Genomic DNA, 23,575 nt, shown 5'->3' with positions numbered 1-23,575 from the left:
GATTAGCTCAGTTGGGAGAGCACCTCCCTTACAAGGAGGGGGTCACTGGTTCGAGACCGGTATCGCCCACCACTTTTCTTAAAGTCCTTTTTAAAATTAGTTAAATTCACATTATTTCTGTTTTATCTTATAAATAAAAACGGCCACAAAACGTTTTGTTTTATGACCGCACTTCTATCTAATTTTAGGATTAAACTGGCTCTAAACCTAACACTTTGCGTCCATTAATACTCGCAATATCAACCATTGCATCAAGATGTGGGAAACGACAGCCCGCAGCAAGCAAGCTTAGTTCTTGCCATAAATCTCCTTCACAAAGTGGCACCATGTAATCACAGATATTATCCGTACCTAACGCGACTGTAATTCCTTCTGGAATCATTTCATCTGCAGGTGTCAAGGCATTATGGAAAGGCATCAAATCTTCTTTTCGGTTACTATCAATCCACGCCATTGGACAAGCAATCATCATCATTTTTGCCTGACGCATTTTTTCATAAAGCTTATAGCGGTATTCTCTGCTATGCGCACCAATGGAAATACCATGGATCGCCACGACTCTACCTTCCATACCATGTTCGATGGTCTTATCGCAAAGCTGTTCGGTTTCTTTTTCTTTCGGGGAGTTAAATTGGTCCACATGCACATGACACATAATGCCGCGAGACTTAGCCGCATCAAGCAGAATATCCATTGCTTCAAGGCCGCGCCCATAATCAAGCTCATCGCGATAAGGTAAACCACCAATCATATCCACCATATCAGAGCCAATATCAAACCATTTGCGTGCTTCTGGCTCAATCACCCCTTTTAAGGTCTGATTCGCAAATTTCAAAATAATGTCATGCTTATAGACTTCGCGCGCTTTGTGTGCAGCAATAATGGCTCGATCTTCACAAATTGGGTCAATATCCACAAAAGTACCAAATGCGGTCACCCCTTGGGAAATCATCAGCTCAATCGATTGACAGAAACGGGCATAATAATCATCAACACTGGATGTACGTTTAACTTCATCCACTAAATCCCATTTTTGTTGAAGATTACTATTGTGATAAATGCCAATTTTTTCGGGTGTCATTGTAAAAGCACGATCTGCGTGAGCATGGGCATTAACCCAACCACCTTTTTTAATGATTTCGTCTCGAATAAACGTTTTAAAGCTACGAACGTGATTTCTCATAATAACTCCGCCAAAAAAGAAAGGAAAAGAGAGACGAGAAGTGTATTAATTGAAAAGCAAACCCAATAAGGATCTGATCTATTGTGAATTGTTTACAATGTTATGAAAAATTCGCAGATTTTAATTAATAACATCTTTTCAGTCTTTCAACTGAGTGCAAAGTATAAAATTTTAAGCGCAAAAAAGCTATCTATTTATTGATAAAAGAACGCTCTTGTTTGAAAACGTCTAAGAACAACCCGAGCGGTGGGCGGCTAGAAGATTGCTCAGTATAAGTGCGGTCAAATTTCTTATAGTTTCCTTTTCGATCAATATGATACTGTGTGCCATCCGGCTGAATAATAACATTCCAACGGAAATTTGATGCCAACACCCAAGGATCGCCATTAAGCTCAAATAAATTGCGACCTTGTGCATAATCAGAAACCGGATTTTTCACTTTAAAGATCGATGACATCAATGCTGGCAATAAATCGGTATGGCTTGTTAATTTTGTTACTTCTTGTACCGGCAAATCTTTCCAATAAACAATAAATGGCACTTGGATTTCATCACGACCAAAATAGTTTTCTTGTGCTTTTTCATCCAGTTTATTAAATGTTATACCATGCTCTGCTGTAATAATGACAATCGTATTATCTAAAGAAACTGATGCTAAAGTGTCATCAATTTGTTGATCAATCTCTGCAAGCGATTTGGTGTAATTTTCTTCCGTTTGATCCGCAATATCTAAATCCACATAAGCAAACCAAGGCTTATCCTCTTTTAAGAGAGATAAAACACCATTTATCGCTTCTTTTGGCGAAGAGGCTTTCACTTTAGGTAATTTCACATTACGGAACAAGGCTTGTTTAAATAAGCTGTCTTTAAATGCTGTAGATGAATAAGCGACAAATTGATATTTCTCATCTTGTAGCTTTTTAATTAATACCGATGGTGTGTGATTACTCAAAATACTGTCCGTATAATTTGCATTCAGCCCATAGAATAAACCTACTAAGCCAGCATTATTCGTATTGCCGCTGCTGTAATGATTCGTAAATTGAGTCGAACTTGTAGCAAACTCAAACAATTTAGGCATTTTCTCGCTCGTTAGCGCATCATAACGTAAGCCTGAAACGGTAATCACGAGAATGTTTGGTTTGTTCTCAACTTGCTCAAACTGAAGATCTTTTTTTGGATAATCAATTTTTAATGCATCCAAACGCCCTTCTTGCTCTAAGCGCTGAGAGTATGTTTCCGCATTAATAAATCCTTGTTTTTCCAAAAAGGTTCGAGCAGTCATTGGATAAGAAAGTGGGAAATTTGAGCGTTGCATGGTAATCGGACGATATAAAAATGCGTCCGCCCAAGCGTAAATTAAGTGTGTAGCCACAAAAGTAGATGTCAGCACTAATCCGACTTTCTTTAGCCATTTCTGACGCTCTAAACTACGTAATTTTTCCCAACTCCAACGGGAGAAAAGCATTTGGATGAGTAAAATAATCGGCATCGGTGCAAAGAAAATTTGCCAATCTCGTGAAAGCTCACCCTTTTCAGGGTTAACTAATAAATTCCAAACGATAGAAGAAAGGTGGATATTGAAGCGATTAAAAACTTCCGTATCAAACAGTAATAAAGTGGTGCAAATTGTCGCGATAATCACCGTTAACCCACGGAAAGTGCGGTGATTTTTGACGATAAAACTCAGCGGGAAAATAACTAGCAAATACAAGGCAAAAACACAAAAACTGAAATGACCTAATAAGCTGATAAAGAAATAAATTTTGCCGAGTAAGGTGTCTGGCCAGTCAATGAGAAAGGCGTAACGACTGCCAATAAGGATTGCAATGATAATGTTAAAAAAAGCAAACCAATGCCCCCACGAAATTTTTCGTGAGGTTTCTTCACGGTATTCACGTCCGTTGAATTTGCTTTTTTTAAACCACCACATTTTACTTTGTTTTCACCGAATTCATCAGAGAGTTAGCAAAGGCTTGTGCTAATGCTTCACGCTGTGCAGCTGGCACGCTAGTGGTTAATAAATTACTAGCCATATTACCTAAAGCGATAAGAGAAAGATCAACGGGTGCTTTGTGAGTTTCAAGCACGCTAATCATATCGTTAATGATGGCATTAACTTGCCCATCGGAATACTTTGAATGTTGAGCCATTTGGAATGTTTAAGCCTGTTCTAAATACAAAAAAACTTCTCATATCATACCCGATAATTTGCTCAATCTGAATAATTTCTTTTTTCTTGCATAAAAAGTGCGGTTATAATTTAAGGCAAATTTTACAAAGGAAAAAATTATGAGCATTACGGTTAATCAAATCGTGCTACATCAATTAGTTAAGCACGCTGAAAATGAAACCACTACGATGGAAAGCGTGTTGCGTGATGAACTTCTCACCATTACGCCTGAAGTCGAACAAATGATGTTGCAATTACATCAAGGTTATCAAAATAAAGGTAAAGCATTTGGTGTCTTCCAAGAGAACTCTATTTTTGCACAAGATCTGAATCGTTTATTAGAAAATGAAATCAACTTTTTAAATTTCAGCCAACAATCCACGAAATTATTAGCGCAAGAATTAGGCAAATATAATTTTGCAGACAGCGGTACCCTTATCCTATGCCAATATAATTTTTTAGCGACGGATTACCTATTCATCGCACTATTAGATAGTCGTATCAGCATGTTAGTTGACGAAAATCTTGAAATTCACCGTACAGAATACTTAGATATCACACAATTTGATATTGCGGCACGTATCAACTTAACGGATTTACAAGTAAATGCAAACTCAAACCGCTACCTTACCTTCATTAAAGGTCGTGTTGGCCGTAAAATTAGTGACTTCTTTATGGATTTCTTGGGTGCAGAAGAAGGGTTAAATCCACAAGTTCAAAATCAATGCTTATTACAAGCAGTCAGTGACTACTGTGAACAAGGTGAACTAAATAAAGAACAAACCCAAGCAGTCAAAAAACAGGTATTTGAATACTGTAAAGGTCAATTAGCAAGCGGCGACGAGATCGCATTAACTGAACTTTCAGCTAATTTGCCGACTCTAAACGAGCGCCCTTTTGTCACCTTTACAGAAGAGCAAGATTACGGCTTGGAAGAAACGATTCCACCAGTACGTTCAGCCTTAAAAACATTAACGAAATTTTCAGGTTCCGGTAAAGGGGTGACATTAAGTTTTGATGCGGATTTATTGAATAACCGTATTGAATGGGATCCACTTACAGATACTTTAACAATCAAAGGGATACCACCAAATTTGAAAGTTCAACTTCAAAAAGCATTAAAGTGCGATAATTAATTTGGCAAGATCATAAAGTTTCGGTATCATTTGACATAACTTTGCAGTAAAAGGTAAAAAATATGCAATTAAAAACATTTTTAGGTGCAGTTGTTTTGGCATTAAGCTTAACTTCTTGTTCAACTGTACAAAAAGTCGTTTATCGTATTGATGTACCACAAGGTAACTATTTAGAAGCGGCCACTGTGGCACAAGTAAAACCTGGCATGACAGCCCAACAAGTACAATATTTACTTGGCACACCGGTTTTAATTGATCCTTATAGTAACTTAACTTGGTATTACGTGTTCTTACAACAACACTCTTACCAAAAACCTGAACAGCACACATTTACAGTGAAATTCGATCAAAACGGTTTAGTGAGCAGTGCAGAATTAGATAAGCCATTACCTGAAGTGGCAAAACAAGACGAAAATAATACCATTATCAGCACACCTGAAAATGCAGGTAAGAAAAGCTGGTGGAAATTCTGGTAGTCATAAAAAAACAATACCTGCTTGTCATATCAAGCAGGTTCGTTGTATTACAAGGGAATAAAGATGTCAAAAATTCTATTAGTTGATGATGATATTGAACTAACAGATTTACTTGCAGAAGTTTTACGATTGACTGGTTTTGAAGTCGAAGTCGCGAATAATGGTCAAGAAGCATTAGACAAGTTAAATTCAAGTCACCAATTAGTCTTATTGGATGTTATGATGCCTGTATTAAACGGTATTGAAACACTCAAGAAAATTCGTCAAACATCAAACGTCCCTGTAATGATGCTTACTGCGCGTGGTGAAGAAATCGATCGTGTGCTGGGCTTAGAACTTGGTGCCGATGACTATTTACCAAAACCATTTAACGATCGTGAGTTGGTTGCCCGCATTAAAGCTATTTTACGCCGTGTTAGCCCATCAGAAAGTTCTCAAAAGTCGACCGCACTTTCATCAGAAGAAAATACGTTAGAATTTGCGGGTTTAGTGCTTCATTTGGGTCTTCAACAAGCCTCTTATAAAGGTCAAGATCTCGGTTTAACTGGCTCTGAATTTGCCCTACTTCATAAACTTGTGCTTCGCCCTGGACAAATTGTCTCGCGTGAAGAATTAAGTATGAATGTGCTTGGCAAACACCTTTCTCCTTTCGATCGCTCGATTGATATGCATATGTCAAACTTGCGCAAAAAACTTCCAGAAAGAGACAATGGCTTACCATGGCTGAAAACGCTACGTGGTCGTGGTTACTTATTGGTTTGTGAATAATGCTTATTAAGAAATTTAGCTTAAATCAGCTCACTATACGCACATTCACTGTCTTTTGGTTGGCATTCTTTGCCATGACCGCGCTTTTAGTCGCACTCCCTTATTTTGATAGCCGCTTATACTCAGATTTAAATCAAAATGAAATATCGAGCTATCAAAAGAAACTCGTTGAATCAATTCGTAACAATAGAATCAATGGTATTCTCGCAGGCGTTCCTGTGCTTCCAACTGATAAATTCGACTCTGCTCGCCCAGTCATCATGACGCCTGAAAAAGAAATCTTCGGCGCTTTAGGCGAAGAAAGAATACATATTGCTCAGTTTGCCCAAGAATCAAGTAACTTCGCCCAGCCACAACGCAAAACGTTTAAAGATATTCAAATTGCAGGACCTTTTAAAGTCTATATTGGTGATTCCGACCAAGCATCCGAATTATTCTTTGTGTCTCGAGCAAATGGCCAACAAGAAATTTTACGTTATATGCTTGATCACCCTTGGATCTTGCTGCTCTTAACGTTAATTATCACGACTCCTTTGCTTTGGTGGTTCACTCATACCATCGTCAAACCGATTACCAATTTGCAAAAAGCCGCTAATAGCGTGGCTTTGGGGCACTTCAAAGTTGATAATGAGTTAGCGAATCATGGCCCATCAGAATTGCGAGAAGTCGGTCAAAGTTTTAACAAAATGTCAATTGCGATTGATAATCTAATTTCAAACCAACACAATCTACTTTCGTCCATCTCGCATGAATTAAAAACACCATTAACGCGTTTACAACTTTCTACTGCACTGGTTCGTCATCAAACGGGTGATATTGAACCGGTAAAACGTATTGAAAAAGAAATACAACGAATGGATAAAATGATCAGTGAATTGCTGCTCATTTCCCGTCAACAAATGCATTCTCAAATGGAGCACAATTTATTTTCTATTGATCAACTCTGGGACGATGTCATAAAGGATGCTCTATTTGAAGCTGAGCAACGAAAAATAACTTGTGATGTGAATATCTCTATCTTACATCCTGAAAAACACATGATTTATGGCAACCTAAGCTTACTCACCAGTGCAATTGAAAACATTGTTCGTAATGCATTGAAATACACTAAAGACCGTATTTTCCTAACTATTAACTTACAAAAAAATGAACAGGATGAGAACTGCCTACAAATTCGAGTGGATGATAATGGCTTAGGCTTACCACCTGAAGAGTTTGATAAAATCTTTAAGCCATTTTATCGTGTAGATGAAACCCGAACACGGGCCACTGGTGGAACAGGGTTGGGATTAACCATTGTTTATAACGTAGTTAATGAGCACCATGGAAAAGTATGGGCTGAATCCAGTAATTTAGGTGGACTTGCCGTCACGATTCAACTTCCAGTATGGAAACAAAGTTAGTTCAAACAAAAGGCGATATTTTCATATCGCCTTTTTCTTATTTAATTTTCATCCGTTTTAATCGCAGTGCATTTGACAGTACAGAAAGCGAACTCATCGCCATGGCTGCACCGGCCAGGACAGGACTTAAGTAGCCCAATGCGGCAAGTGGAATACCTAACACATTGTAAATTAAAGCAAAGAATAAGTTTTGCTTAATATTCTTTAATGTCGCACGAGAAATCATTAATCCATCGACTAACTGATCCACCGAATGCTGCATGAGTGTCGCCGATGCAGTTTGTTCTGCAACATCAGAACCCGATTTCATCGCAAAGCTTACGTTAGCCATTGCTAATGCGGGTGCATCATTCACACCATCACCAACCATTGCGACCACTTTGCCTTGCTGACGTAATCTCTCAATATAAGTCGCTTTGTCACGTGGACTGCAATTACCCTGTGCAGTTTTCACACCTACTTGCTGGGCAACATAATCAACGACAGATTGTTGATCACCACTCATCATCACCACATCAATATTATGTTGATGTAAGCGTTGAATCGCTTGCAAACTATCCTCTTTTAGACTGTCTGCTAATGCAAAAGCACCGATTGGACTGTTATCTACAGATACCGCAACAATACTCGCGATTTGCCAAATTTGAGGCATATTATCTGGTAAGGTTAATTCACAATAAGTCGGCTTACCGACTTTAACCAAACCTATTCCGTCAACATGAGCAGAAATCCCCTGCCCCACTTCAGAATGAACCGAAAGTGCGGTCGGAATTTCAAGTGATTTTTCCTGTGCAGCCAGGACTATCGCTTTAGCTAAAGGGTGATTGGCATTTTGCTCAACGGAAGCCGCAATGCGATATAAATCTTCCTCAGAATAGATCGCACTTTGTGGTTGCCAAACAGCGGCAATTTTGAGTTCTCCTTGAGTTATCGTTCCTGTTTTATCTAATACCACCGTATCCACATGCGCTGCCTCTTCCATGGATGCTGCATCTTTAAACCAAATCCCTGCATTGACTGCTTTCCCCATTCCCACCATTATGGCAGCAGGTGTAGCAAGCCCTAACGCACAAGGACAAGCGATAACTAACACGGCAACCGCATGAATTAAAGCGGTAACCCAATCACCTTTTATCCACCAGGTTGCTCCAAATGTTATCGCGGAAATCAATAACACGGCTGGCACAAATACAGCAGCAACTTTATCGGCAAAACGAGCAATCGGTGCTTTTGTACCTTGCGCCTCGGAAAGCGCTTTCATCATATCGCCCAATAGCGTTTGCTGTCCGAGTTGATTAGCTCGATAAATAAGACTACCTTGTGTCACCATTGCCCCTGCAAGCACAGGGCTTTGAGACATTTTTTCTAATGGGTGAGATTCACCGGTTAAATGACTCTCATCGCACCAACCACTCCCCTGTTCAACTACGCCATCAGCTGCAATACGTTCACCTTGATTAGCTCGTAAAATATCGCCTATTTTTACTTGATCGAGAGGAATCGTTTCCCAACGATTTTCACGTTGAACACTGACTTGTTTTGGGGTGAGTTGTAATAATAGCCCTAAACTGTTTAAGCTTTGTTTCTTCGTTCTTTCCTCAAGAAATTTCCCAAGGCTGACGAAACCGATGACCATCACCGATACTTCAAAATAGACATGAGATGCGCCATCATGCCCCATTGACTGATAATAAAACAGCATAAAGACCGAATAGAGATAAATCACCAACGTACCAGTACTCACGAGTACATCCATATTGGCCAAACCACCTCGAATACTACCAATCGCACCTTTATAAAAAGGAATGGCTAACCAAAGTTGCACAATGCTCGCAAGAACAAATTGCCACATTGGTGGTATCATCCAAGAATGATGATTAAACATCATCCCGATCATTCCGATTAAAAAAGGAATGTTAATGAACAAAAGCAACCATAAACGCGGACTAATCTTCGTTTCATTAGGTGCGCTAGGCAGCACATTTTGCTTTAGAATGCCATTAAATCCCGCTTTTTGAATAATTGTCAAAATATCTTGTTCTGAAGCCTGAGATGAATCAAATACTACGTGCGCTTCCTCTGCCGCAAAATTCACGCCCGCGTCAGAGACAAAATCATTTCGATTCAATACTTTCTCAATCCGATTAGCACAGGATTGGCAGGTCATCCCCTCGATTTGAATGGCTATTTTTTTATTCTGTTGCATAAAAACCTGCGTCTTCAATTGTTTCAATTAATTGTGGAATACTGACCGCACTTTCATCAAAGGTAACCACTGCTTTACCATCATCAAGTGTTACTACGGCTTTTTCTACACCATTAAGTTCTTCTAACACTCTTGTGACGCTTTTCACACAACCACCACAAGTCATTCCTGTTACATGTAATGTAATTGATTTCATATTTACTCCTTAATTATTGATATAGATTGAAATTGAGTTTACTATAAACCTTAACATAAGGTTAAGGTCAAGGATTTTTTATGAACATCAGTGAAGTGGCAAAATTAGTCGGTTTATCAAGTAAACAAATTCGGGATTATGAAAAGTCCGGCTTATTAAAACCAGCACAGCAAAGCCTTTCCGGTTATCGCCATTATGAAGAAAAGGATTTAGAACGACTACGTTTTATTCGTCACTCTCGAGATGTTGGGTTTTCACTCCAACAAATTCACCAACTTTTGCAATTACAGGATAATCCCAATCGTAGTAGCCGAGAAGTTAAAGCACTTACGACGCAGCATATTAAAACATTGAATGAGCAAATTCATCACTTGCAAAAAATGGTAGAGGAATTGGAACGATGGCATAACGCTTGTCAGGGCAATGATTGCCCTGAATGCAGTATTTTGGAAGGATTAAAAGGATAAATTAATATTCCCAGCTTTCAGGATCGATGCCTAAATCACGCATGATCTCTTTGGCATTTTCAGGAATCTCATCATGGCGTTCTTTCATTAAATCCGCATCAGTCGGTAATGGCTGCCCCGTAAAAGCATGCAAAAATGCCTCACAAAGCAATTCACTATTTGTTGCATGGCGCAAACTTTTTAGCTGACGACGCGTGCGCTCATTCGTCAAAATTTCCAATACTTTAATTGGAATAGAAACTGTAATTTTTTTGACTTGCTCGCTCTTTTTGCCATGCTCTGCATAAGGGCTAATATATTTGCCATCCCAGTTTGCCATAATGCACCTTAAATAACCTGATAATTTATCCGTATTTTAATGAAAAATAAGCAAAATGACAATCTAGACGGCTAAAAGTATAGCATGCTATTTCCCTTACATTCACTTACAAACATTTACAATAATTTGCAGAACTAAAAATTATTACCTTTGACTAAATGCCTGTTGCATTCGCAATACATTATTGTTATTTGAAGATAACGACATGTTTAATATTGAGGTCTATTATGTCAAAAAAACTTTTTGCTGAATTCTTCGGCACATTTTGGTTAGTGTTTGGTGGTTGTGGTAGTGCAATCTTTGCCGCTTCTGTCAACCTAGGTATCGGTTATGTAGGCGTTGCATTTGCGTTTGGTTTAACCGTATTAACCATGGCTTATGCTATAGGTCACATTTCTGGTGGTCACTTTAACCCAGCTGTAACACTTGGTTTAGTGGTAGGCGGTCGTTTCTCTGCGAAAGATGCTCTTCCATACATCGTTTCTCAAGTAGTTGGTGGTTTAGTAGCGGGTGCTGCACTTTATCTTATCGCATCAGGTAAAGCGGGCTTTGATGTGACTGCAGGTTTTGCATCTAATGGCTACGGCGAACACTCTCCTGAAGGTTATTCTTTAGAAGCGGTATTCGTAGCAGAAGTATTATTGACTGCATTCTTCTTATTAATCATCATGGGTTCAACGCATAAAAATGCAGCAGCTGGTTTTGCGCCAATCGCAATTGGTTTAGGTTTAACCTTAATCCACTTAATCAGCATTCCTGTATCAAATACCTCTGTAAACCCAGCGCGTAGTACTGCTGTTGCGCTATTCCAAGGTTCTTGGGCAATCGACCAATTATGGTTATTCTGGGTTGCGCCAATTATCGGTGGTATTTTAGGTGGTATTATCTACCGCACTTTATTAGCGAAAAATAACTAAGATTTCGTTTCATAGAAAAAGAAGAAGGCATCATTAGCTGCCTTCTTTTTTTATCTTTTATATTGTGTAATCCAAATATATAAATAAAAACCACCTTTCGGTGGTTTCAGTCTATTATAAGGTTTTTGCAAGATCTTTTAGGAAAGCTTTAAACTCTTTACCTAATTTATCATGGCGAAGACTATATTCTACAAAGGCTTCCATATAGCCAATCTTGTCACCACAGTCAAAGCTTCTGCCTGTCATATGGAATGCTTCAACGGTCTCTTTCTCAATAAGCATATCGATTGCATCCGTTAATTGGATTTCATCACCTACACCAACAGGTGTTCTTTCCAATAAATCCCAAATCGCAGCAGAGAAGACATAACGTCCAACAACAGCAAGATTTGATGGTGCCTCTTCAACAGATGGTTTTTCAACAATGCTGTTAATTTTAACGCTATCACCACCTTTTAATTCTACGCCACCACAATCAGCAATACCATAGCTACTCACTTCATCGGCAGCAACAGGCGCTACCATGATTTGGCTTGCTTGTGTTTCTTTAAAACGTTTAATCATTGCTGAAAGATTTTCTTTCTTTTGATTTGCCGTAAAATCCGCTAAAAGCACATCAGGTAACACCACTGCAAACGGCTCGTTTCCAACGACAGGACGACCACATAACACAGCATGGCCCAAGCCTTTCGCATTACCTTGACGAACATGCATGATAGTTACATCTTTAGGACAAATAGAACGAACCTCTTCCAAAAGTTGACGTTTAACACGTTTCTCAAGCATGGTTTCCAACTCAAAAGACGTATCAAAGTGGTTTTCAATCGCATTTTTAGAAGAATGTGTGACTAACACGATTTCTTTAATGCCTGCAGCAACACACTCATTCACAACATATTGAATAAGTGGCTTATCCACAAGCGTTAACATTTCTTTTGGAATTGCTTTCGTTGCGGGTAACATTCGAGTACCTAAACCTGCTACGGGAATAATGACTTTCATTGATTTTCCTTTTTGTTTAAATATTCAATGACCACACTTCTGTAACACAAAAGTGCGGTCATTATTTATTAAATTTTGATAGATTTAAGTTGGAAAAGTTCCTTCTCTACCTTTATAACTCAAATTCCGTTATTTTTAAAATCTTGCAAACCAATGGGTTTAATTTTTTGAAAAACGTTAATTAAATTATAAATAGAATGTAAAACATTCATAAAACTCGTCGGTCTAAGATGCCCCATCTATATGTTCATCTTTTGACTGCAGAATTCGTTGGTAAATTTCCTCTCGGTGAACGGATACTTCTTTAGGCGCTTGCACACCGAGTTTGACTTGGTTTCCACGTACACTCAAAACCGTGATAGAAATATCGTCTCCAATGAGAACACTTTCGCCAACTTTTCGAGTTAAGATTAACATCTTTTATCTCCTTAGTTTGCATTTATTAGATATCCCTATCAATCAAGTAAAGATCGGCATCCCACCGACCTGCTTGTACTACAGATTATTGCTTAACCAGTTTTGTGCGACAGTTAATGCTAGATTCACATTTTCTGGTTGGGAGCCTCCTGCCATTGCCATATCAGGGCGACCACCGCCTTTCCCACCAACTTGCTGAGCCATTAAATTCACTAGCTCACCAGCCTTCACTTTAGTAGTTAAATCGCTTGTTACGCCAACGACGAGGTTGACTTTATCATCTAAAATAGATGCAAATACAATTACGCCTGAACCAAGTTGATTTTTTAAATCATCAACCATCACACGTAACGATTTAGTTTCAATTCCGTCTAGTTGATGTACGATTACAGAAACATCATTAATTTTAACCGCACTTTTCACTAAATCGGACCCCGCTTGCATTGCGGCTTTTTCTTTTAATCCTTGTAATTCTTTTTCTGCTTTCTTCGCTTTATCTTGAAGTTGCTGAATTTTCTCAACAAGGGTATTAACGTCAGATTTAAATAAATCTGCACTTTGAGTAAGAATGCGTTGTTGATTATGTAACCAATTAATTGCATTTTCACCCGTTACCGCTTCAATACGACGAACACCTGCTGCAACTGCAGTTTCCGCCACAATTTTAAATAAACCGATATCACCGGTACGTTTAGCATGAATGCCACCACAAAGTTCAACGGAGAAATCACCCATTGTTAAAACACGTACCACATCAGCATATTTTTCACCGAATAACGCCATTGCACCTTTTGCTTTTGCTGCTTCGATATCCATTACGTCCGTTTGAACCACAAAATTCTCACGTACTTTTTGGTTTACCAGCGTTTCAATTTCGTTAAGCTGTGCTTTGGTAATCGCTTCCGGATGAGCAAAGTCAAAACGTAATGCTGTATCAGATACTAACGATCCTTTTTGCACTACATGGTGACCTAAAACTTGACGCAATGCGGCGTGTAATAAGTGTGTTGCAGAATGGTTAAGTGACGTTTGATGACGTCTTGCTGCATCCACAACCGCATTGACTGTTTGTCCGACTTTTAAACTACCTTGCTCCAACTCACCAATATGACCAAATACTTGACCATATTTTTGAGTATCTTTTACATTAAACTGAATATCTTGCGAGGTTAAATAACCGCTATCACCAATTTGACCACCTGATTCCGCATAGAATGGGGTATTTTCTAAAATCACCACGGCACTTTGACCTGCAGTAATGCTTTCTACTGATTTACCATCATGGAAAAGTGCGGTCACTTTGGCTAAAGATTCTGATTCAGTATAACCTTCAAATTTCGTTTCACCTTCTACACGAATAACATTGTTGTAATCCATGCCGAATTGGCTTGCAGATTGTGCGCGTAAACGTTGTGCTTCCATTTCACGTTCAAAACCGGCTTCATCAATTGCAATATCACGCTCACGACATACGTCTGCGGTTAAATCAAGTGGGAAGCCATAAGTATCATAAAGTTTAAAGGCTACTTCACCTGATAACACACCATCTTTCACTTGAGCAAGCGCATCGTCTAATAAGCTTAATCCGCGTTCTAATGTACGAGCAAACTGTTCTTCTTCTAAACGAAGTAATTTTTCGACATTCGCTTGTTTTTCTTTAACTTCTTTTCCTGCTTCAGCCATGACTTCGATTAAAGTCGGCACAAGTTTATAGAAGAAGGCTTCTTTTGCCCCTAACAAGTGGCCATGACGCACTGCACGACGAATAATACGACGTAATACATAACCACGACCTTCGTTTGATGGAATCACGCCATCTGCAATTAAATATGCACAAGAACGAATGTGGTCAGCAATTACGCGTAATGATTTATTAGTTAAATCTGTTGTTCCTACGATTTCTGCTGTTTTTGCAATTAATTTTTGGAAAATATCGATCTCATAGTTAGAGTTTACGTGCTGTAATACAGCAGAAATACGCTCTAAACCCATCCCGGTATCAACCGATGGACGTGGTAATTTTTCCATTGTACCGTCTGCTTGACGGTTAAATTGCATGAATACCACGTTCCAAATTTCAATATAGCGGTCACCATCTTCTTCTGGTGAGCCTGGAGGGCCACCCCAAATGTGATCACCGTGATCGTAGAAAATTTCAGTACATGGACCACAAGGACCTGTGTCACCCATTGCCCAGAAGTTATCTGATGCATAAGGCGCACCTTTGTTATCACCGATACGAATAATACGTTCTGCTGGCACACCAACTTCTTTATGCCAAATATCATAAGCTTCATTATCGGTTTCATACACGGTTACCCATAATTTTTCTTTTGGTAACCCGAGCCATTGTGGAGAAGTCAAATACTCCCAGGCAAAATTAATCGCATCATGTTTGAAATAGTCGCCAAAACTGAAGTTGCCGAGCATTTCAAAGAAAGTATGGTGACGCGCCGTATAACCGACGTTTTCTAAGTCATTATGCTTACCACCTGCGCGCACACAACGTTGTGCAGTTGTCGCACGTGAGTAAGGACGTTTGTCCATACCAAGGAACACGTCTTTAAATTGGTTCATCCCGGCATTGGTAAAAAGCAATGTCGGATCGTTTTCAGGTACAAGTGAACTACTTGCGACGACCTGATGCCCCTTGCTATGGAAAAAATCAAGGAATGACTGTCTAATTTCTGCTGTTGTTTTCATTGATAAAACCTTGTGTCTCTATCTCGATCACGATTTATAAAATAAGCTTGCTATTCTTGCATATTTTGACCTAGAGAAAAAGGCTTTTTCACTGATCTTAAAAAAGAAAACCGCACTCTACTGCATTGATTGAGAAGTGCGGTTAAAATTTACGTTATTTTAATAGAGCTAAAATAATTTTTGATCACTATTCGTCGCGAAGTGGCACAACCAACATATCAATTTTAATGGTATTCATCACTTGACGTGTTGAAGACATTAATTTACTCCAGAAATCTTGGTGATGACCTGTCACTAGTAGATCTACATCATACTGATCAATAGCGTCCGTCAAAACTTGACCTAAATCACCGCTACCGCTCAATTTTTCTTTCACTGGATAACCAGCATGTTCTGCTAAATTAATTAGCGCTTTTTGTGTCTCGCTCGAAATTCTATCTTGCATTGATGACATATTGACATCAATCAAACCAGTATAGAGATCCGAGAAGTTTACATCTACATGGATAATGGAAAGTTGCGCATCATTGCGTTTTGCAATTCCCACGGCTTTTTTGAGTAGAAATTCACTTTCATCAGAAAGATCTACCGCAACTAAAACGTGTTTGTACATAATCGACTCCTTACTGATTTGATTGGTCTTTTTTATCTAACAGTATATTAGCACCTTAACTGCACAAAAAACTTGCACTAGATCACAATTTTGAGAATTCTTCTCAATTTTTCATTAAATTTTCAATGTCATCGATTTCTTTTGGTGCCGCCGCGGTCAGATTTTTATTGCCATATTCAGTCATTAGCAAGTTATCCTCAATACGCACGCCAATGCCTTTATATTGAGCTGGCACATCCGCCTCTTCTGAAATATAAATACCTGGCTCAACAGTGATGATCATCCCCACTTCAAGCGTGCGGCTACGATCATCGTCGTAGCGACCAACATCATGCACATCTAAGCCAAGCCAATGGCCTAAACCATGCATATAAAATTGGCGATAGGCTTTTTCTTCAATCAGCTTATCTACATCCCCTTTCAGAATGCCTAAATCCACCAAGCCTTGAGTTTTAATACGAATCACTTCATCATTTGCCAATTTAATTGAATTACCTGGCACTAATAACTCAATCGCGCGTTTTTGTGCTTTTAACACTAATTCATAAATCTCACGTTGAGGCTGGGTAAATTGACCATTCACTGGGAACGTACGCGTGATATCACCTGCATACATAGCAAACTCACAACCTGCATCAATCAACACAAGATCGCCATCTTTTAATGGTTGATCATTTTCGGTGTAGTGCAAAATACAGGCATTATCGCCCCCGGCAATAATGGAATTGTAAGACGGGAATCTTGCCCCATGACGATTAAATTCATGCAGAATTTCGCTTTCAATTTCATATTCAAAACGATTTGGACGAGTCACTTGCATCGCTTTAATATGTCCGAACGCTGTAATTTGTCCCGCTTGTTGCATTAAGCGAATTTCGTTTGGAGATTTAATTAAGCGCATTTCACTTAACATCGGCTGCCAATCAAAAACAGCGTAAAATTTCACCGCACTTTCAACTAATAATTTATCGCCCCAAGGATGACGATCTGACACATGATAAAGCGCGGTCAATTTTTCCGTTAATTTTGGAAATTCAGTTTTGAAATCATCAATAGAATAGGCTTCATCGACATTGAGTTTTTTCGGTGCTCGCTCAACGCCTAATCGGCGACCATTCCACGTTTCAAGCAAAGGATCTCGCGGACGAAGAAATACAACCGCCTTTTCCGCATCTTCCGTTTTAATCAATAACAATGCAGCATTGGGTTCATTAAAACCCGTTAAATACCAAAAGTAACTGTCTTGACGGAAAGGAAAATCGCAGTCGTTATTACGACGTTTTTCAATTTCGGAAAATAGCAATAAGGCAGAATTTGGCTGCATTTGTGCTAACACTTTTTGACGACGTTCTGTAAATTCCTCTTGCGGTAATGCCGCCATGTATGCGAGATCCATGTTTCGCTCCTTTTAATGTAATATCGGTTTTATTTCTTGCGCATCATCGTTGAAATGGGTGTAAAACAACATCGCAATGGTGCGAACATATTCAATAATTTCTTCTAAGGCTTCGGCAAGCTCTTCTTCGTCATCTTCTTCATCATAACCAAGCTGACAAATATCTTGTAAATCATCTACCGCTTCGCCAATTTCGCCTTTTTCCTTATCCAATTCTGTCTGAACAAGACCTAAACCCAGTAAAAATTGGTTTGCCCAGTCTGATAAACTGTCTGCACGAGCAAACACGCTCTCATCTTCTGTTAAGCCCAATTCAAAATCAAACCCTTCTACATCCGATAAGGTTTTACCAATCTGCTCATAAATTTCGGTAATTGGCTGAATTAATGCGGTTGGATAAGCGTGGTTATCGTTACTGAATTGATATAGAAGCGGTAACCAACTTTGGTCTTTTAGCCCACCACAAATTAAGCCGCTCAAAAAGCCATGTAATTCTGTTGCATTAATGCCAATACCGGCAGATTTGAGTTGTTGATTAAGTTCAGTTTGGGAAATTGTCATTGTTATACCTATAAAATCATCGAAAACCGTTAAAGTGTAGCACCACACAAATAAAAATGCGATCGCATTTCTATAAAGAAAAACGATCGCACTTTCTTTCGCAAAGGGAAGAATTACATCATTCCGCCCATGCCTCCCATACCGCCCATTCCGGCAGCACCTAAATCGGCTTTATCATCTTTTGGAAGATCGGTAACCATACATTCTGTGGTAATCATTAAGCCCGCTACTGAAGCGGCGAATTGTAACGCAGAACGAGTGACTTTAGTTGGATCTAAAATACCCATTTCGATCATATCGCCGTACTGTTCAGTACCCGCGTTATAACCGAAGTTTCCTTCGCCATTTTTAACCGCACTTGCTACAACTGATGCTTCTTCACCTGCATTAGTGACGATTTGACGAAGTGGTGCTTCCATTGCACGTAATGCAAGTTTGATACCTACATCTTGTTCTTCGTTATCACCTTTTAAGGTTGCAGCCACTTTACCTGCAGCACGAACTAAGGCAACGCCACCACCTGCAACGATACCTTCTTCAACCGCGGCTCGAGTTGCGTGTAACGCATCATCCACACGATCTTTTTTCTCTTTCATTTCAACTTCAGTTGCTGCACCAACTTTGATTACAGCGACACCGCCGGCAAGTTTAGCCACGCGTTCTTGAAGTTTTTCTTTGTCATAATCAGACGTTGATTCTTCAATTTGTTGACGAATTTGAGCCACACGACCTTTAATTTGTGCTTCATCACCCACACCATCGATGATCGTGGTATTGTCTTTGTTGATGACTACACGTTTTGCTTGACCTAAATCTTCTAATGTCGCTTTTTCAAGTTCCATACCGATTTCTTCAGAAATCACAGTACCCGCTGTTAAGATCGCAATATCTTGTAACATTGCTTTACGACGATCACCAAAACCAGGTGCTTTCACTGCTGCCACTTTTACGATACCGCGCATAGTGTTCACTACTAAGGTTGCAAGTGCTTCACCTTCGATATCTTCAGCAATAATTAATAATGGTTTGCCCGCTTTTGCGACACCTTCTAATACTGGAAGTAATTCACGAATGTTTGATACTTTTTTATCCACTAAAAGAATGTATGGGTTATCTAATTCAACAGTTGCCGTTTCTGGTTTGTTGATGAAATAAGGTGATAAGTAACCACGATCGAATTGCATCCCTTCCACAACCGCTAATTCATCATCAAGGCCTGTACCGTCTTCTACGGTAATCACGCCTTCTTTACCCACTTTTTCCATTGCTTGAGCAATTAATTGACCCACAATGCTGTCAGAGTTAGCAGAAATTGTCCCTACTTGCTCAATTTCTTTAGAAGTTTCACAAGGTTTAGATAAATTTTTAAGCTCAGAAACAACCGCACTTACTGCTTTATCAATACCGCGTTTTAAATCCATTGGATTCATGCCCGCAGCCACCGCTTTTAAACCTTCATTTACGATAGCTTGAGCAAGAACTGTCGCAGTCGTTGTACCGTCACCCGCTGCATCATTGGCTTTAGAGGCAACCTCTTTCACCATTTGTGCACCCATGTTTTCAAATTTATCTTCTAATTCAATTTCACGTGCAACAGACACACCATCTTTAGTGATGGTTGGTGCACCAAATGATTTATCTAAAATTACATTACGACCTTTAGGGCCAAGGGTAACTTTTACCGCATCTGCTAGTACATTCACACCTTTAAGCATTTTTACGCGTGCATCGTTACCAAATTTTACGTCTTTTGCTGCCATTTTCTTTTTTTCCTTAATTTAAATTATTCCACAATCGCCAAAATATCGTTTTCAGAAATGATTAACACTTCTTCACCATCGATTTTTTCACTTTTCACGCCATAACCATCATTGAAAATGACCGTATCACCAACTTTTACATCTAATGGTTGAACGGTACCATTTTCCAAAATACGACCTTTACCTACTGCCAATACTTTTGCACGGGTTGATTTAGTCGCTGCTGAACCAGTTAATACAATACCGCCAGCTGAAAGGGTTTCTACTTCTTCACGTTTAATGATTACACGATCGTGTAAAGGACGAATATTCATGATTAATTTCCTTCTTAAAAATTTGTAAGTTCGTACCCTATATAAGGAAGATTTTTATGATTTCAAGGGCTGTTATTAAAAAATTTATGACAAAATGTTTTTCCTATTTAGCCATTTTTTACGTAAAATTCAGCCCGTCTTGCATAATAAACAAAACAAGGAATAACAATATGCACTTAACATCAAGAGAACAAGAGAAATTGATGCTTTTTTTAGCCGGTGAGCTTGCGGCAAAACGCAAAGCGCGTGGCGTAAAATTAAACTATCCTGAGGCAATCGCGTATATTGCTAGCCATTTACAAGAAGCTGCGAGAGATGGCATGAGTGTGGCGGAAGTCATGCAATATGGAGCAACCTTGCTCACCGTTGAAGATGTGATGGAAGGCGTCGCTGAGATGGTGCATGAAGTACAAATTGAAGCAACTTTTCCAGATGGTACGAAGCTTGTTACTGTGCACAATCCGATTAGATAATAAGTACAAGCGGTTAAAAATCGGAAAAAATTTACAACTAAGGAATTAAAAATGATCCCAGGTGAATACCAATTAGCTGAAGGCGATATTATTGCCAATGTTGGCAGAAAAACCGTCACAATCGAAGTAACCAATTCAGGCGACCGCCCAATTCAAGTCGGTTCCCATTACCATTTCTTTGAAACCAATAATGCGCTTAAATTTGACCGCACTTTAGCGCGTGGAATGCGCTTAAATGTTCCGTCTGGCAACGCAGTACGTTTTGAACCGGGTGAAGTGAAATCAGTCGAGTTAGTCGCTTTTGGAGGCTCGCAAACCATTTACGGCTTCCATAATCAAATTGATGGCAAATTATAAGGTAGGGCAAAATGGCATTAACAATTTCAAGAGCACAATATGTAGCAACTTATGGCCCAACCGTTGGTGATAAAGTCCGTTTAGGCGATACCAATTTATGGGCAACCATTGAACAAGATTTATTAACCAAAGGAGATGAGTGCAAATTTGGTGGCGGTAAAAGCGTGCGTGATGGCATGGCGCAAAGTGGTACGGCAATTCGTGACAATCCAAATGTATTGGATTTTGTCATTACCAACGTGATGATCATTGATGCTAAATTAGGCATTATCAAAGCCGATATTGGTATTCGCGATGGTCGTATTGTCGGCATCGGACAAGCAGGCAACCCTGATACCATGGATAACGTCACGACAAACATGATTATCGGTGCAAGCACGGAAGTACATAATGGCGCACATTTAATTGCGACCGCTGGCGGTATTGATACGCACATTCACTTTATTTGTCCGCAACAAGCACAACATGCGATTGAAAGTGGGGTTACGACTTTAATTGGTGGCGGAACAGGCCCGGCTGATGGTACTCACGCGACTACTTGTACACCGGGCGCATGGTATATGGAACGTATGTTCCAAGCGGCAGAAGCTTTACCAGTCAACGTGGGCTTTTTCGGCAAAGGAAACTGCTCAACTTTAGATCCGCTACGCGAACAAATTGAAGCGGGGGCATTAGGTTTAAAAATCCATGAGGACTGGGGCGCAACACCTGCAGTAATCGATTCTGCCTTAAAAGTCGCAGATGAAATGGATATTCAAGTGGCCATTCACACAGACACGCTAAATGAAAGTGGCTTTTTAGAAGATACGATGAAAGCGATTGATGGACGTGTGATTCACACCTTCCACACGGAAGGTGCAGGTGGAGGCCATGCGCCTGACATCATTAAAGCGGCGATGTATCCAAACGTATTACCCGCTTCAACCAACCCGACTCGTCCATTTACGAAAAACACCATTGATGAACATTTAGATATGTTGATGGTTTGCCATCACTTAGATAAACGCGTGCCAGAAGACGTAGCTTTTGCCGATAGCCGTATTCGTCCTGAAACTATTGCAGCGGAAGATATTTTGCATGATATGGGCGTATTCTCGATTATGAGTTCAGACTCTCAAGCAATGGGACGTATTGGCGAAGTCGTTATTCGTACATGGCAAACGGCAGATAAAATGAAAATGCAACGTGGTGAGTTAGGAAATGAAGGAAACGATAACTTCCGCATTAAACGCTATATTGCGAAATACACTATCAACCCTGCGATTGCACATGGTATTGCGGATCATATTGGTTCATTAGAAGTGGGCAAAATTGCAGATATCGTGTTGTGGAAACCGATGTTCTTTGGGGTAAAACCGGAAGTGGTAATTAAAAAAGGCTTTATTAGCTACGCAAAAATGGGCGACCCAAATGCCTCTATTCCAACGCCGCAACCTGTATTCTACCGTCCAATGTACGGAGCACAAGGCTTGGCAACAGCACAAACCGCAGTATTCTTTGTTTCGCAAGCTGCTGAAAAAGCCGATATTCGTGCGAAATTCGGCTTGCACAAAGAAACCATTGCTGTGAAAGGCTGTCGCAGTGTGGGTAAAAAAGATCTCGTTCACAACAATGCAACACCTGAAATCACGGTGGATCCAGAACGCTATGAAGTGCGTGTAGATGGTGAGCTCATTACTTGCGAACCCGTGGATACGGTGCCATTAGGACAACGATATTTCTTGTTCTAAGCAGAAAAGAGCGGTCAAATTTTAAGGAGAATTTACAATGAAACTTTGGTACTCCACCACCAGCCCGTATGTACGTAAAGTGCTGGTAACGTTGAAATATCAACAACTATTAGACAAAACAGAACTGATTAAAATTGGTTCATCATTTGATGCAAGCTCTCCGCATAATCAGGCAAATCCACTAGGTCGAGTGCCAGCGTTAGAACGTAATTGTGGTAATTGGCTTTATGGCAGTTTGCTCATTTGCGAATATCTCGACCAAAAAGGCAAGGTAGAGCCTAAACTCATTCCAGAAAGTGGCAAGCCACGTTGGGCGGCGCTCGCCTTACATAACTTAGCAGATGGCATTATGGAAAACACCGTGCCGATGATGGCTGAAAAAATGCTTCGCCCTGAAAGTGAATGGTGGACAGCTCGACATCAACAACTAACCGAACGTAATCGTCAAAGTTTTGTAAGACTTGAGCAAGATTTAAAACCGTTTGGTACGGAATTAAACATTGGTACGTTAACGGCGGTTGCAGTCATTGATTGGTTCTTATTTAGAGCAGAAAAAATTGGATTAGATCTTGCAAAAGAATTTCCAAATTTAACCGCTTGGGCAGCAGAGATGAATGAAAAATATGAGGTTTTAAGAGAAACAAAGCCTACTTCGTAACCATTTTTTTGCGTTACGAAATTGGTCTAAATAACCTAATTTCTCTGTTTTTTCTTCTGCCAAATCTCCCCTACCCCTCTTTGCTAAAGAGGGGGGAAAGAATGAGCGAGATTTTATATCATTGTTCTACTTTGATATGGCAAATATAAATTAGTCAGATGACAGCAAATTCATAAAGAAAATCCCCTCTTTAACAAAGAGGGGAAAGAATGGGCGAGGTTTTACATCATTGTTCTACTTTGATATGGCAAATATAAATTAGTCAGATGGCAGCAAATTTATAAAGAAAATCCCCCTCTTTAGCAAAGAGGGGTAGGGGAGATTTGGCTGCCTCAATTAACGAAGAA

Annotated in this window: 24 protein-coding genes; 10 read left to right on the top strand and 14 right to left on the bottom strand. The window is 39.6% G+C overall.

All coding sequences use genetic code 11. The features are described from left to right. Positions 1-190 precede the first annotated feature (190 nt). The 3 genes from QP437_RS07300 to QP437_RS07290 form a co-directional block, all read right to left on the bottom strand. Positions 191-1,183 carry an amidohydrolase family protein gene (locus QP437_RS07300; RefSeq protein ID WP_005696743.1) on the bottom strand — a complete coding sequence of 331 codons (993 nt, stop codon included), beginning with the start codon at positions 1,181-1,183 and terminating at the stop codon, positions 191-193. 190 nt (positions 1,184-1,373) lie between these two features. Beyond that, on the bottom strand, positions 1,374-3,116 hold the full coding sequence (locus QP437_RS07295) for a DUF3413 domain-containing protein (protein ID WP_285267428.1): 1,743 nt from the start codon (positions 3,114-3,116) through the stop codon (positions 1,374-1,376). A 1-nt stretch (position 3,117) separates the two neighbouring features. Further along, positions 3,118-3,336 (bottom strand): YejL family protein, encoded by a 219-nt coding sequence (locus tag QP437_RS07290; RefSeq protein ID WP_014064863.1) that lies wholly within the window; start codon positions 3,334-3,336, stop codon positions 3,118-3,120. A 139-nt stretch (positions 3,337-3,475) separates the two neighbouring features. Here QP437_RS07290 and yejK point away from each other — a divergent pair, with 139 nt between their 5' ends. From yejK to cpxA, 4 genes are all read left to right on the top strand, one after another. After that, positions 3,476-4,492: a nucleoid-associated protein YejK gene (gene yejK, locus QP437_RS07285; RefSeq protein ID WP_285267427.1), complete on the top strand. Its 1,017-nt coding sequence runs from the start codon at positions 3,476-3,478 to the stop codon at positions 4,490-4,492. Positions 4,493-4,554: 62 nt separating this feature from the next. Next, entirely contained in the window at positions 4,555-4,968 is a 414-nt protein-coding gene (gene bamE / locus QP437_RS07280) for an outer membrane protein assembly factor BamE (protein ID WP_014064861.1), read from the top strand. A 63-nt stretch (positions 4,969-5,031) separates the two neighbouring features. Beyond that, entirely contained in the window at positions 5,032-5,736 is a 705-nt protein-coding gene (locus tag QP437_RS07275; protein WP_177990409.1) for a response regulator, read from the top strand. After that, positions 5,736-7,139 (top strand): envelope stress sensor histidine kinase CpxA, encoded by a 1,404-nt coding sequence (cpxA, locus tag QP437_RS07270; RefSeq protein WP_285267426.1) that lies wholly within the window; start codon positions 5,736-5,738, stop codon positions 7,137-7,139. Before QP437_RS07275 ends, cpxA begins: the two co-directional genes overlap by 1 nt. Before the next feature lie 37 nt (positions 7,140-7,176). Here the strand turns inward: cpxA and QP437_RS07265 are convergent, their stop codons facing one another. Both QP437_RS07265 and QP437_RS07260 read right to left on the bottom strand, forming a co-directional pair. Next, positions 7,177-9,345 (bottom strand): cation-translocating P-type ATPase, encoded by a 2,169-nt coding sequence (locus tag QP437_RS07265; protein WP_285267425.1) that lies wholly within the window; start codon positions 9,343-9,345, stop codon positions 7,177-7,179. Continuing rightward, positions 9,332-9,541 carry a heavy-metal-associated domain-containing protein gene (locus QP437_RS07260; RefSeq protein WP_049368937.1) on the bottom strand — a complete coding sequence of 70 codons (210 nt, stop codon included), beginning with the start codon at positions 9,539-9,541 and terminating at the stop codon, positions 9,332-9,334. Before QP437_RS07260 ends, QP437_RS07265 begins: the two co-directional genes overlap by 14 nt. 80 nt (positions 9,542-9,621) lie before the next feature. Here QP437_RS07260 and cueR point away from each other — a divergent pair, with 80 nt between their 5' ends. After that, positions 9,622-10,008, top strand: coding sequence for a Cu(I)-responsive transcriptional regulator (gene cueR / locus QP437_RS07255; RefSeq protein WP_285267424.1), 387 nt, complete (start codon positions 9,622-9,624; stop codon positions 10,006-10,008). 1 nt (position 10,009) lies between these two features. Here cueR and metJ read toward each other — a convergent pair whose 3' ends face one another. Continuing rightward, positions 10,010-10,327, bottom strand: a complete 318-nt coding sequence (gene metJ, locus QP437_RS07250; RefSeq protein WP_005696757.1) for a met regulon transcriptional regulator MetJ — start codon at positions 10,325-10,327, stop codon at positions 10,010-10,012. Positions 10,328-10,554: 227 nt separating this feature from the next. Here metJ and aqpZ point away from each other — a divergent pair, with 227 nt between their 5' ends. After that, complete coding sequence (gene aqpZ / locus QP437_RS07245; protein ID WP_285267423.1) at positions 10,555-11,244, top strand: aquaporin Z; 690 nt, start codon at positions 10,555-10,557, stop codon at positions 11,242-11,244. Positions 11,245-11,358: 114 nt separating this feature from the next. Here the strand turns inward: aqpZ and galU are convergent, their stop codons facing one another. The 8 genes from galU to QP437_RS07205 all read right to left on the bottom strand — a co-directional run bounded on the left by galU (position 11,359) and on the right by QP437_RS07205 (position 20,010). Then, positions 11,359-12,246, bottom strand: coding sequence for a UTP--glucose-1-phosphate uridylyltransferase GalU (galU, locus tag QP437_RS07240; RefSeq protein ID WP_177990917.1), 888 nt, complete (start codon positions 12,244-12,246; stop codon positions 11,359-11,361). 225 nt (positions 12,247-12,471) lie between these two features. Then, the gene (gene csrA, locus QP437_RS07235; RefSeq protein ID WP_049363188.1) at positions 12,472-12,663 is read right to left on the bottom strand and encodes a carbon storage regulator CsrA; all 192 of its coding nucleotides are present in this window, start codon (positions 12,661-12,663) and stop codon (positions 12,472-12,474) included. Between the two features lie 78 nt (positions 12,664-12,741). Next, positions 12,742-15,366 carry an alanine--tRNA ligase gene (gene alaS / locus QP437_RS07230; protein ID WP_285267422.1) on the bottom strand — a complete coding sequence of 875 codons (2,625 nt, stop codon included), beginning with the start codon at positions 15,364-15,366 and terminating at the stop codon, positions 12,742-12,744. A gap of 187 nt (positions 15,367-15,553) precedes the next feature. Continuing rightward, positions 15,554-15,979, bottom strand: a complete 426-nt coding sequence (gene uspA / locus QP437_RS07225; protein ID WP_014064852.1) for a universal stress protein UspA — start codon at positions 15,977-15,979, stop codon at positions 15,554-15,556. Positions 15,980-16,082: 103 nt separating this feature from the next. Next, complete coding sequence (gene pepP, locus QP437_RS07220; RefSeq protein WP_285267421.1) at positions 16,083-17,375, bottom strand: Xaa-Pro aminopeptidase; 1,293 nt, start codon at positions 17,373-17,375, stop codon at positions 16,083-16,085. Positions 17,376-17,387: 12 nt separating this feature from the next. Continuing rightward, entirely contained in the window at positions 17,388-17,936 is a 549-nt protein-coding gene (locus tag QP437_RS07215) for a YecA family protein (RefSeq protein ID WP_285267420.1), read from the bottom strand. Between the two features lie 113 nt (positions 17,937-18,049). Continuing rightward, entirely contained in the window at positions 18,050-19,696 is a 1,647-nt protein-coding gene (gene groL, locus QP437_RS07210) for a chaperonin GroEL (RefSeq protein ID WP_065244178.1), read from the bottom strand. Between the two features lie 23 nt (positions 19,697-19,719). After that, a complete protein-coding gene (locus tag QP437_RS07205) occupies positions 19,720-20,010 on the bottom strand; it encodes a co-chaperone GroES (RefSeq protein ID WP_005696765.1) in 291 nt (96 codons plus the stop codon). A gap of 170 nt (positions 20,011-20,180) precedes the next feature. On the opposite strand from QP437_RS07205, the gene ureA reads away from it, so the two are divergent. Genes ureA through QP437_RS07185 form a run of 4 tightly spaced genes read left to right on the top strand, consistent with a single transcriptional unit; the run spans position 20,181 to position 23,228 of the window. Continuing rightward, positions 20,181-20,483 carry an urease subunit gamma gene (gene ureA, locus QP437_RS07200; RefSeq protein WP_049356356.1) on the top strand — a complete coding sequence of 101 codons (303 nt, stop codon included), beginning with the start codon at positions 20,181-20,183 and terminating at the stop codon, positions 20,481-20,483. Positions 20,484-20,534: 51 nt separating this feature from the next. Then, complete coding sequence (gene ureB, locus QP437_RS07195; protein ID WP_005629499.1) at positions 20,535-20,840, top strand: urease subunit beta; 306 nt, start codon at positions 20,535-20,537, stop codon at positions 20,838-20,840. An 11-nt stretch (positions 20,841-20,851) separates the two neighbouring features. Then, complete coding sequence (ureC, locus tag QP437_RS07190) at positions 20,852-22,570, top strand: urease subunit alpha (RefSeq protein ID WP_285267419.1); 1,719 nt, start codon at positions 20,852-20,854, stop codon at positions 22,568-22,570. Positions 22,571-22,607: 37 nt separating this feature from the next. Beyond that, the gene (locus QP437_RS07185) at positions 22,608-23,228 is read left to right on the top strand and encodes a glutathione S-transferase (RefSeq protein WP_285267418.1); all 621 of its coding nucleotides are present in this window, start codon (positions 22,608-22,610) and stop codon (positions 23,226-23,228) included. Positions 23,229-23,575 lie beyond the last annotated feature (347 nt).

Source organism: Haemophilus sp. UMB1048 (assembly GCF_030218125.1).
Classification (GTDB): Bacteria; Pseudomonadota; Gammaproteobacteria; order Enterobacterales; family Pasteurellaceae; genus Haemophilus_D.
This window is presented reverse-complemented; position numbering and strand designations above follow the sequence as displayed.

What these genes read in the sequence shown, in the direction of transcription:
- QP437_RS07300 (WP_005696743.1), bottom strand. Translation starts at nt 1,183, where the DNA reads ATGAGAAATCACGTTCGTAGCTTTAAAACGTTTATTCGAGACGAAATC.
- QP437_RS07275 (WP_177990409.1), top strand. Translation starts at nt 5,032, where the DNA reads ATGTCAAAAATTCTATTAGTTGATGATGATATTGAACTAACAGATTTA.
- cpxA (WP_285267426.1), top strand. Translation starts at nt 5,736, where the DNA reads ATGCTTATTAAGAAATTTAGCTTAAATCAGCTCACTATACGCACATTC.
- QP437_RS07260 (WP_049368937.1), bottom strand. Translation starts at nt 9,541, where the DNA reads ATGAAATCAATTACATTACATGTAACAGGAATGACTTGTGGTGGTTGT.
- alaS (WP_285267422.1), bottom strand. Translation starts at nt 15,366, where the DNA reads ATGAAAACAACAGCAGAAATTAGACAGTCATTCCTTGATTTTTTCCAT.
- ureB (WP_005629499.1), top strand. Translation starts at nt 20,535, where the DNA reads ATGATCCCAGGTGAATACCAATTAGCTGAAGGCGATATTATTGCCAAT.
- bamE (WP_014064861.1), top strand. Translation starts at nt 4,555, where the DNA reads ATGCAATTAAAAACATTTTTAGGTGCAGTTGTTTTGGCATTAAGCTTA.
- QP437_RS07290 (WP_014064863.1), bottom strand. Translation starts at nt 3,336, where the DNA reads ATGGCTCAACATTCAAAGTATTCCGATGGGCAAGTTAATGCCATCATT.
- galU (WP_177990917.1), bottom strand. Translation starts at nt 12,246, where the DNA reads ATGAAAGTCATTATTCCCGTAGCAGGTTTAGGTACTCGAATGTTACCC.
- metJ (WP_005696757.1), bottom strand. Translation starts at nt 10,327, where the DNA reads ATGGCAAACTGGGATGGCAAATATATTAGCCCTTATGCAGAGCATGGC.
- groL (WP_065244178.1), bottom strand. Translation starts at nt 19,696, where the DNA reads ATGGCAGCAAAAGACGTAAAATTTGGTAACGATGCACGCGTAAAAATG.
- cueR (WP_285267424.1), top strand. Translation starts at nt 9,622, where the DNA reads ATGAACATCAGTGAAGTGGCAAAATTAGTCGGTTTATCAAGTAAACAA.
- uspA (WP_014064852.1), bottom strand. Translation starts at nt 15,979, where the DNA reads ATGTACAAACACGTTTTAGTTGCGGTAGATCTTTCTGATGAAAGTGAA.
- QP437_RS07205 (WP_005696765.1), bottom strand. Translation starts at nt 20,010, where the DNA reads ATGAATATTCGTCCTTTACACGATCGTGTAATCATTAAACGTGAAGAA.
- yejK (WP_285267427.1), top strand. Translation starts at nt 3,476, where the DNA reads ATGAGCATTACGGTTAATCAAATCGTGCTACATCAATTAGTTAAGCAC.
- aqpZ (WP_285267423.1), top strand. Translation starts at nt 10,555, where the DNA reads ATGTCAAAAAAACTTTTTGCTGAATTCTTCGGCACATTTTGGTTAGTG.
- QP437_RS07265 (WP_285267425.1), bottom strand. Translation starts at nt 9,345, where the DNA reads ATGCAACAGAATAAAAAAATAGCCATTCAAATCGAGGGGATGACCTGC.
- csrA (WP_049363188.1), bottom strand. Translation starts at nt 12,663, where the DNA reads ATGTTAATCTTAACTCGAAAAGTTGGCGAAAGTGTTCTCATTGGAGAC.
- QP437_RS07215 (WP_285267420.1), bottom strand. Translation starts at nt 17,936, where the DNA reads ATGACAATTTCCCAAACTGAACTTAATCAACAACTCAAATCTGCCGGT.
- QP437_RS07295 (WP_285267428.1), bottom strand. Translation starts at nt 3,116, where the DNA reads ATGTGGTGGTTTAAAAAAAGCAAATTCAACGGACGTGAATACCGTGAA.
- pepP (WP_285267421.1), bottom strand. Translation starts at nt 17,375, where the DNA reads ATGGATCTCGCATACATGGCGGCATTACCGCAAGAGGAATTTACAGAA.
- ureA (WP_049356356.1), top strand. Translation starts at nt 20,181, where the DNA reads ATGCACTTAACATCAAGAGAACAAGAGAAATTGATGCTTTTTTTAGCC.
- ureC (WP_285267419.1), top strand. Translation starts at nt 20,852, where the DNA reads ATGGCATTAACAATTTCAAGAGCACAATATGTAGCAACTTATGGCCCA.
- QP437_RS07185 (WP_285267418.1), top strand. Translation starts at nt 22,608, where the DNA reads ATGAAACTTTGGTACTCCACCACCAGCCCGTATGTACGTAAAGTGCTG.